Source organism: Roseovarius halophilus (ex Wu et al. 2025) (genome assembly GCF_047086965.1).
The window spans coordinates 1-7,586 of record NZ_JBKOTX010000231.1; the positions used below are offsets into that span (position 1 = coordinate 1).

General features: G+C 64.3%; 11 protein-coding genes and 1 pseudogene. 3 read left to right on the plus strand and 9 right to left on the minus strand.

The features are described 5' to 3' along the window. The 3 genes and pseudogenes from ACH107_RS27705 to ACH107_RS27715 form a co-directional block, all read left to right on the plus strand. Nucleotides 1-289 (plus strand): arsenic resistance protein (locus tag ACH107_RS27705; protein ID WP_412508916.1); only part of this gene is annotated, 289 nt, incomplete at its 5' end. Continuing rightward, nucleotides 286-717: an arsenate reductase (glutaredoxin) gene (arsC, locus tag ACH107_RS27710; protein WP_412508918.1), complete on the plus strand. Its 432-nt coding sequence runs from the start codon at nt 286-288 to the stop codon at nt 715-717. The genes ACH107_RS27705 and arsC, both read left to right, overlap by 4 nt. After that, nucleotides 710-1,066, plus strand: a pseudogene (locus tag ACH107_RS27715) (NAD(P)H-dependent oxidoreductase); the annotation flags it as partial. The gene arsC and the pseudogene ACH107_RS27715, both read left to right, overlap by 8 nt. Before the next feature lie 54 nt (nt 1,067-1,120). On the opposite strand, the gene ACH107_RS27720 reads toward ACH107_RS27715, so the two are convergent. The 9 genes from ACH107_RS27720 to ACH107_RS27760 form a co-directional block, all read right to left on the minus strand. Beyond that, nucleotides 1,121-2,053, minus strand: coding sequence for an IS5 family transposase (locus ACH107_RS27720; protein ID WP_412508920.1), 933 nt, complete (start codon nt 2,051-2,053; stop codon nt 1,121-1,123). Next, nucleotides 2,050-2,922 (minus strand): PhnD/SsuA/transferrin family substrate-binding protein, encoded by an 873-nt coding sequence (locus ACH107_RS27725; RefSeq protein ID WP_412508922.1) that lies wholly within the window; start codon nt 2,920-2,922, stop codon nt 2,050-2,052. Before ACH107_RS27725 ends, ACH107_RS27720 begins: the two co-directional genes overlap by 4 nt. A gap of 35 nt (nt 2,923-2,957) precedes the next feature. After that, nucleotides 2,958-3,869 carry an MBL fold metallo-hydrolase gene (locus ACH107_RS27730; RefSeq protein WP_412508924.1) on the minus strand — a complete coding sequence of 304 codons (912 nt, stop codon included), beginning with the start codon at nt 3,867-3,869 and terminating at the stop codon, nt 2,958-2,960. Then, nucleotides 3,866-4,102: a thioredoxin family protein gene (locus tag ACH107_RS27735; protein WP_412508926.1), complete on the minus strand. Its 237-nt coding sequence runs from the start codon at nt 4,100-4,102 to the stop codon at nt 3,866-3,868. Before ACH107_RS27735 ends, ACH107_RS27730 begins: the two co-directional genes overlap by 4 nt. Beyond that, nucleotides 4,099-4,731, minus strand: a complete 633-nt coding sequence (locus ACH107_RS27740; RefSeq protein ID WP_412508928.1) for a class I SAM-dependent methyltransferase — start codon at nt 4,729-4,731, stop codon at nt 4,099-4,101. The genes ACH107_RS27735 and ACH107_RS27740 overlap by 4 nt, the downstream gene beginning before the upstream one ends. Before the next feature lie 14 nt (nt 4,732-4,745). Beyond that, a complete protein-coding gene (locus tag ACH107_RS27745; protein WP_412508929.1) occupies nt 4,746-5,804 on the minus strand; it encodes a permease in 1,059 nt (352 codons plus the stop codon). After that, nucleotides 5,801-6,088: an ArsR/SmtB family transcription factor gene (locus ACH107_RS27750; protein WP_412508931.1), complete on the minus strand. Its 288-nt coding sequence runs from the start codon at nt 6,086-6,088 to the stop codon at nt 5,801-5,803. Before ACH107_RS27750 ends, ACH107_RS27745 begins: the two co-directional genes overlap by 4 nt. A gap of 443 nt (nt 6,089-6,531) precedes the next feature. Next, entirely contained in the window at nt 6,532-7,128 is a 597-nt protein-coding gene (locus ACH107_RS27755; protein WP_412508933.1) for a hypothetical protein, read from the minus strand. A 55-nt stretch (nt 7,129-7,183) separates the two neighbouring features. Continuing rightward, nucleotides 7,184-7,516: an integrase core domain-containing protein gene (locus tag ACH107_RS27760; protein WP_412508935.1), complete on the minus strand. Its 333-nt coding sequence runs from the start codon at nt 7,514-7,516 to the stop codon at nt 7,184-7,186. Nucleotides 7,517-7,586: the final 70 nt, after the last annotated feature.

The following is a 7,586-nucleotide window of genomic DNA, read 5'->3' on the forward strand; positions in this document are numbered from 1 at the left end:
GCTCTTGATCGCGCTGATCGCGGTTCCGATCATCATCCAGTCCTACGGCATTTTCGCGCTTGGGTATGGCGCGGCCTGGGCCTGGGGCGTGCCGCACCGGGTCGCCGCCCCCTGCGCGCTGATCGGCACGTCGAACTTCTTCGAGCTTGCGGTCGCCGTGGCCATCGGGCTTTTCGGGCTGAACTCCGGCGCGGCCCTGGCCACCGTGGTGGGCGTGCTGGTCGAGGTGCCGGTAATGCTGAGCCTCGTGGCCATCGCGAACCGGACACGCGAGAGGTTCCCCGCGTGAGCACCTTCCCTGTCGTCATCCACCACAATCCCGACTGCGGCACCTCTCGCAACGTGCTCGGGATCATCCAGGCGGCGGGGTACGAGCCGACCGTCATCGAGTACCTGAAGGAGGGCTGGACGCGCCCGCAGCTTCTGGCGTTGTTCGCAGCCGCCGGGATCACGGTGCGCGAGGCATTGCGCATTGTCCGCTCACCGGCCGAGGAGATGGGCCTCACCGCGCCGGACTTCTCCGACGAGGCATTGCTGGATGCCATGACGCGCCACCCGATCCTCGTGAACCGCCCGATCGTCTGCACGCCGAAGGGCGTCAGGCTCTGCCGCCCGTCCGAGACTGTCCTCGATCTGCTCGACAGGCTCCCTCCGGGTCCTTTCGCCAAGGAGGACGGCCAATTGATCATCGACGCCGAGGGAAACCGGATTGTCTGACACCCTGACCGATCTGACCACACCACAGCTCGACGAGACGTGCTTCGCCACAATCGACCACGACCGGCTGCTGTCCCCTGCCATCAGCACGGATCCGCCCCGGATTCTGATCCTGTACGGCTCGCTCCGAAAGCGGTCCTTCAGCCGGCTGTCGGCCGAGGAAGCCGCGCGCGTTCTCACAGCACTCGGGGCGGAGGTCCGGTTCTTCAACCCCTCTGGCCTGCCGCTGGTCGATGACGGCGTGGATGCCAGCCACCCGAAGGTGCGCGAGCTGCGCGATCTGGTAGCCTGGTGCGAAGGCATGGTCTGGTCCTCGCCGGAGCGGCACGGCGCCATGACCGGCCTGATGGGCATTGTTGCAGAACCCAAGCCTGAGGCATGATCGCCCCTTACCCCGCTGACGTCAGGCGACGCGAACGACCTCGGCGGTTCCGAGTGCGTTGAAGCGGTTCATGAGGGCTATGCGGATGTGGATTTCGGCGGTCTGGCGGTCGGGGTCTCTTGCCATGATGCGCTCGCCGAAGGATTTCAGGCAGCGCATCTTCGCCTCGATGCGGCTTCGGGCGTGGTATCCCGTCCATCGTTTCCAGAAAGCCTTGCCGTAATGTCGTGTTGCGCGCAGGGTTTCGTTTCGGGCGCGTGCCGACGGGCTGTCATCCTTCCATAGCCGCCCGTTCTTGCGGATAGGAATGATTGGAATGGCCTGACGCGCGAGGATAGCGGTGTGGCAGCGGCGCGTGTCATAGGCGCCGTCGGCAGTCACGGTGCCGATCTGCTCGTCTTCCGGGACCTGCCCAAGGAGGTCCGGTATCACGGGACTGTCGCCATCACGACTGGGGGTAAATTCCACGGCACGGATGTCGGATGTGGCCGGATCCATGGCCAAATGGACCTTGCGCCACTGGCGTCGGCCCTGCACCCCATGCTTGCGGGCTTGCCATTCGCCATCGCCAAGGAACTTGATCCCGGTGCTATCTACGAGCAGGTTCAGCGGGCCATCTGCGCGGCGATAGGGAACCTGCACCGCCAAGGTCTTCTGCCTGCGGCGCAGGGTGGAAAAGTCCGGCACGGGCCAGTTCAGCCCTGCTAACTTCAGCAGGCTCGCGACCATGCCGGCAGTCTGGCGCAACGGAAGCTTGAAGAGAACCTTGATCGACAGGCAGAACTGGATGGCGGCATCGGAAAAGACCGCTGGCCGTCCGGGCCGCCCGTCACGCGCCGCGAGCCAGGTCATGTCCTTGTCGACCCAGATCAGGAGCGACCCCCGCTTCCGAAGCGATGCGTTGTAGCTGGACCAGTTCGTCGTGCGATAGCGGGCGGGAGGTGGTTTGCTCATGCAAGCCCGTCTAACCGCATGGATTCGCGAAGAGAATCCTCAAGGCGATAGTTTTGCAACAACGCCAATTGGAGCTCCGGACGGGCGAAGCCGTCGAGATGGAGTGTGCGCAGCATGACGCGACCCGCGTCGAGGTCTTGCATGGTCAGCAGCGCGCGCGAGAAGGCCTCGATTTCGGCCGCGTTGACCCGGTCGGACCGGCATACGATCGGCGGAAAGCCGAACCATTCCGAGCGCGAGACCACACGGGTTCGTCCGGCCAGGTCCGGCTCGACTTGCGACAGGACCTCCCAGACATACCCGTCGACGCTGCCCGAACGCGTCAGACCATTTGCCACGGCGCGCACGACGTTTCGATGGCCGTCGGCAAAGATCGTGCGGCGAAAGAAGGAGTCGGGTGTCTGGTTCATGCGGGCGAGGTCGGATGCAGTTACCAGCCAGCCCGAATTGCTGTCGGGGTCCGAAAATGCATGGATTCCGCCTTCGAGACTGGCCAGATCGTGTGCCGGATCATTTCGCGCCGCGATGAGGTACGACCGATATAGCGGCCTGCCTTGCCAGACTGGAATCGCGACCAGGGACAAGGACTCTTTCCACCTGAGAAACGGGTATCCACACAGCCATGAAGCATCGATCGCGCCCTCCAGCAGCAGCGCGGTCACCTCCTGATAGGTGCGCCGCTGAAGCAACTCGATCGGTCGGCCCATGGCCGTCGCCAGCGTTGAGCGGATTTGTTCAACAACGATCGCATCGTTGTCGAGAAACACGGGCGTCAGCCCGAACCGAAAGGCCGGCTGAGCCGACGAGGTGCCTGCGACCAAGCTGGTGGATACTGCGGCGCTGCCGGCGAGGAAGCGCCGTCTCGTCATGGTTCGAGCTATGTTTCCTCCTTGCACGTTCGGCGTCACTCCCACTCCATCTCTTCGTAGGTCGCCTGCGCGTTGCGGCCGGCAAGCGCGTCGAACTGGTCCAGATGGGCCCAGTCCGACTGGTCGATGCTCGGCGCGTCCATAATGTCCCCGCCCGCCTCGATCAGCTCCCCGATCCGCGTGCGCAGGTTGACGAGATAGTCGTGGGTGTCCTGCGTGGCCGTGGGCAGATCGGTCGCCCGGCCATGGCCGGGCACGATATGCGTGGGCTGATAGGCCGCCATCGCCTCGAACACCGCGATCCAGCTGTCGGTGTCGCGCGCCGGGCCATTGCCCAGCAGGCGGTCGACATAGACGATGTCGCCGGTGAACATCACATCGCGCTCGTCGAGCCAGACGAAGCTGTCGCCCGGCGTGTGTGCTGCGCCGCGATGCATGATCTCGAAGCTGAAGCCTCCGAACTCGAGCACGTAATCGGTCTCGAAGATCACATCGGCGTAGGCCGGCTCGGTGCCGTCCAGCCCGTCGCCCAGGAATTGCGACAGCGCGATCATATGGTCCTGTGCGCGGGCTTGGTGATCTGCGACCGCTGCTTGGGACGCGATCACCGTCGCCCCCTGCGCCTGCCAATAGCCGTTGCCGAGCCATCGGTGATCCTGCCCGCCGGTGTTGATGACGTATTCCACCGGTTTGTCGGTGATGCTGCGTACCGCGTCGTGCAGCATTTCAGCACCCTTGTAGGACCCGCCCGGATCCATCAGCACTGCCCCTTCGGCGGTGAGGGCAAGCCCGAAAGTCGCGTTGTTGGCAAGGTTCTCCGGGCTGCGTTGCTCAGTCGGGCCGACGATGGCCCAGACGTCATCCGTGACGGGCTGGATATCCAGGACCTCCGCGGCGGCAACGGTCGGCGTCGCCAACGCGGTGAAGGCCAAAAAACCACGGATCATGCGCTAAGCCACCCTTCGAGCTTCGCCGCATCCGGCACGCCGCCGGTATGCACGAGCTTTCCGTCGACCTCGATGCCCGGTGTGGACATGACACCCGCCATCGCGATGGATTTCGCGTCGGTGACCTTTTCGATCGTCACCTCGGCGCCAAGCTTGGTCGCGGCGTCCTTCACCATCTGTTCGGTGGTGGCACAGCGGGCACAGCCTGGGCCGTAGACCTTGACGTCCTTCATGGGGGTGTCTCCTTCTTTTTGAAAACCGAGATTTGAAAGTCCTGCACCGCACCTTTCGGCGTTTCATGCGCCAACAGTTCGAACTGAAGCGGCGCCAGCAACCCGGGTGCGAGGGCGTCAAAGGTGTCCGCCAGGTCCGACGGTGCATAGCGCTGCACCGGCAAACCGGAACAGGTGGTGGGGCCGGTTGACGCGAAGGTCGAGATGATCGCTATGCCGCCGAGACAAAGCGCCGCATCAAGCGTGCGCAGATAGCGGCGGCGGTCTTCCATATCTGTCAGGAAATGGAATGCGGCGCGGTCGTGCCACAGATCGTAAGACCGATCCGCGGTCCAGTCGCGCACATCGCCTAGGACCAGGTTTGCGCTGCTCGCCCGCGCGCCGAGCCGCGTACGGGTGATGGCCAGCGCCTCGGCCGACAGATCCAGAACGGTGACCGGCCCGATCCCCGCATCAAGGCAATGGTCAACCAATGCCGAGGATCCCCCGCCGATATCGACCAAAGCCCCACCCGCAGGCAAGCACTGACGCACAAGCCGGATCGAGGCTTCGGGGGTTGCCTCGAACCATGTCAGCGCGGTCGCATCGCGGGCGGTATAGGCGTTGTCCCAGTGTTGATTGGTGCTCATGATGTGGGCCTTTCTTAAAGAATGGCGTTGAACAGAAAGCCGGTGGCGAGGATGCCCACAGACACGACTGCCAAGAAGATGCCGATCAGGCGATAGGTCAGCACCTGCTTGAGGATGATCATCTCGGGCAGGCTGAGCGCGATGACACTCATCATGAAGGCGAGCGTGGTGCCAAGGGCCGCGCCCTTGCCCAGGAGCGCCTCGACGATCGGAATGACGCCGGCTGCATTGGTATACATCGGCACGCCCACACCCACGGCCGCCGGCACGGACCACCAGGCCTCACCGCCCATGATCCTCAGCATCATTGCCTCGGGCACATAGCCGTGGATCAGCGCACCGATGCCGACGCCGACCAGCACCCAGATCCAGACCTTGCCGACAATCTCGCGCACCTGGTCGACGCCGATCTTCAGCCGGTCCACCAGCGTCAGCCGTTCCTCGGGCAGATCGCCGACGGGGCCGGCGTTCAGCTCGCGCACCCAGTCCTGCAGGTAGCGCTCCAGCCGCATGCGTCCGAGGACGACGCCCGCGACCGTGGCGATGGTGAACCCGAAGACGAGGTAGATCGTGGCGATCTGCCAGCCGACAAGGCCGTAAAGCAGCCCGAGGCCCACCGGCCCCACCAACGGCCCGGCAATCAGGAACGAGAATGTCACCCCCAGCGGAATGCCGGCCGAGACGAAGCCGATGAACAGAGGCACTGAAGAGCACGAGCAGAACGGCGTCAGCACGCCGAGCGCGGCCGCCAGCGGATAGCCCCAGACCTGGTTCTTGCCCGCGAGGATGGCGCGGGTCTTTTCCGGGCTGAACCAGCTCCGAAGCACGCCCGTGACAAAGACGATGCCCGTCAGCAGCAACAGCACCTTGGGCACGTCGTAGATGAAAAAGGCGATCGCCTCGCCGGTGTGGCTGTCCCGCGCGACGGGGAAGAGCGACGTCGCCCACTCGGAGAACGGGATCAACTGGCCGTAGACCAGCCACCAGACAACGGCCGCAAGCGGCACGCCGACATACCATGCCCAGTCCGGAAGCCCGTGCGGGGCATGTTGTTCGTGGGTCTCAGTGGTCACGCGACCTCCAATTCGAGTTTGTGTTCCGCAGCCAGAACCGCGTCGATCACCGCCGCGAGCTCCGGCGCGAGGTCGGGGTTCCGGCGATAGCGCACCCATTGGGCATCGCGCCTGTCGAGCACGAGACCGGCCTCGCGCAGCACCTTCATGTGCCGTGACATCCGGCTCTGGCTTGCGTCGAGACGCGCCATCAATTCGCAGACGCAATGCTCTCCCCCGCCCCAGAGAAGGGCGAGCGCGGAGCGGCGGGTCGGGTCGCAAATGGCGGTCATGACATTCTGCATGACTCTGCCCTACTACAATCACAACATATGCGCAAGAGCGCATATGCGCCTTGAGTGATATTCGCGTTGCCCGAAGCCTTATCCGCGCAAAAACAATCGGACTGCGTCGGCATGTGGTTCGGGCGCTGAGCGGCGATGGGATTGACCCGGAGTGGATCGTCAACATCCCTTGGAACTGGCGATCAAGCCGACATCACGGCGCGGGTCCGCATACCCGTGCCTGCTCCCGGATCACCGCGTAGTCGCTCAGCATCCCCGCGACCGTCGATCCTGCCGGCCGCAAGCCCATCTCCTCGGCCGCCTGTGCCTCGAACTATTGGCTGCACTCGACGACGGGTGAACACGTTCTGTGACCACCTCCTTCCGAAGCGCCCATCATCTAGCCGATCCGGCATGCGGACGAAGCCGTCTTCCGGGCGTTGTGGGGCCATGGCGTGCCTCCCTCAGCCGATCTTGGCGCCCCAGAAGGACGTCTGGTCGGCAGCGAAGTAGCCGTCCGCGGCGCGGAAGTTCCCCTGCAGCTCGACGGTGTCGCCGGCTGTGAGCGAAGCGATCGTCTGCAGCCACAGCGCCGTCGCCTCCGAGACATGCGCGCCGCTGATCTCGCCGAAAGAGCCGCGGATTTCGGTCGCGCCGTTCAGGACGAGTCGCCCGCTCATCCGCGCCGACGTGCTGGCGTTCACCTTGTAGAGCAGCGTCGCGCCGAAGAGGAAGGTGCCGTCGAGTGGCGCCACGAAATGGTTGTTCGCGGCGTCGAACGCACCCTGGTCGTTGTAGTCGGCGTTGTTGATGGCGATCTTCGTCCAGGTCCCGACGCCCACGTAGTTGTCGTAGTTCGTGTAGGCCTTGAACCGCGGCAGGCGCGGCTGGTCGACGATGCCGGTCGCGTTGTCGACGCTCAGCCCGTCGAAGAACGTGCTGCCGTCGGCGGACACCGCGAGGCGGAACCTGTCCGAGCCGAAGAGCCCGACCAGCGCGCGGGTAGAAAAGCCGGTCTGCAGCGTCAGCCCGAGATCGTCGCCAGCGGACTCCTTGTTCATCGTGTAGAAGAGATTTAACCGTCCCGGGTTTCCGAGAGGCTTTTCTGTTCAAAACCTACGCGGCGTTTTCAAGAGCATTCATCTCTGCATGGAACTCATCCTCCACTTCCTGCGGCGGCCGGTGGCCGATGGCGCTGTGTAGCCGATCCGTATTGTACCAGCTGACCCAGTGCAGGGTCTCCCATTCGACCTGTGCCATGGACTTCCAGGGTCCGAGGTAGTTGATGACCTCGGTCTTGAACAGTCCGATGACGCTCTCGGCCAGGCGCTCGGTGTAGCGGATGGATAGGTGAGCTTGCGAACGGCTGCCGCGGTCGGAGTGATGGATCAGGCCACCGCCCTCGGCCGGGCATCGTTGACAGATGGCCTGGTTCAACGCATCGAGCACAGTGAGCGATCAGCGCGCCACAGGTTCGAGCGCGATCGCGAACGGTGGTCATCGAGGTCGAGACGCGCCA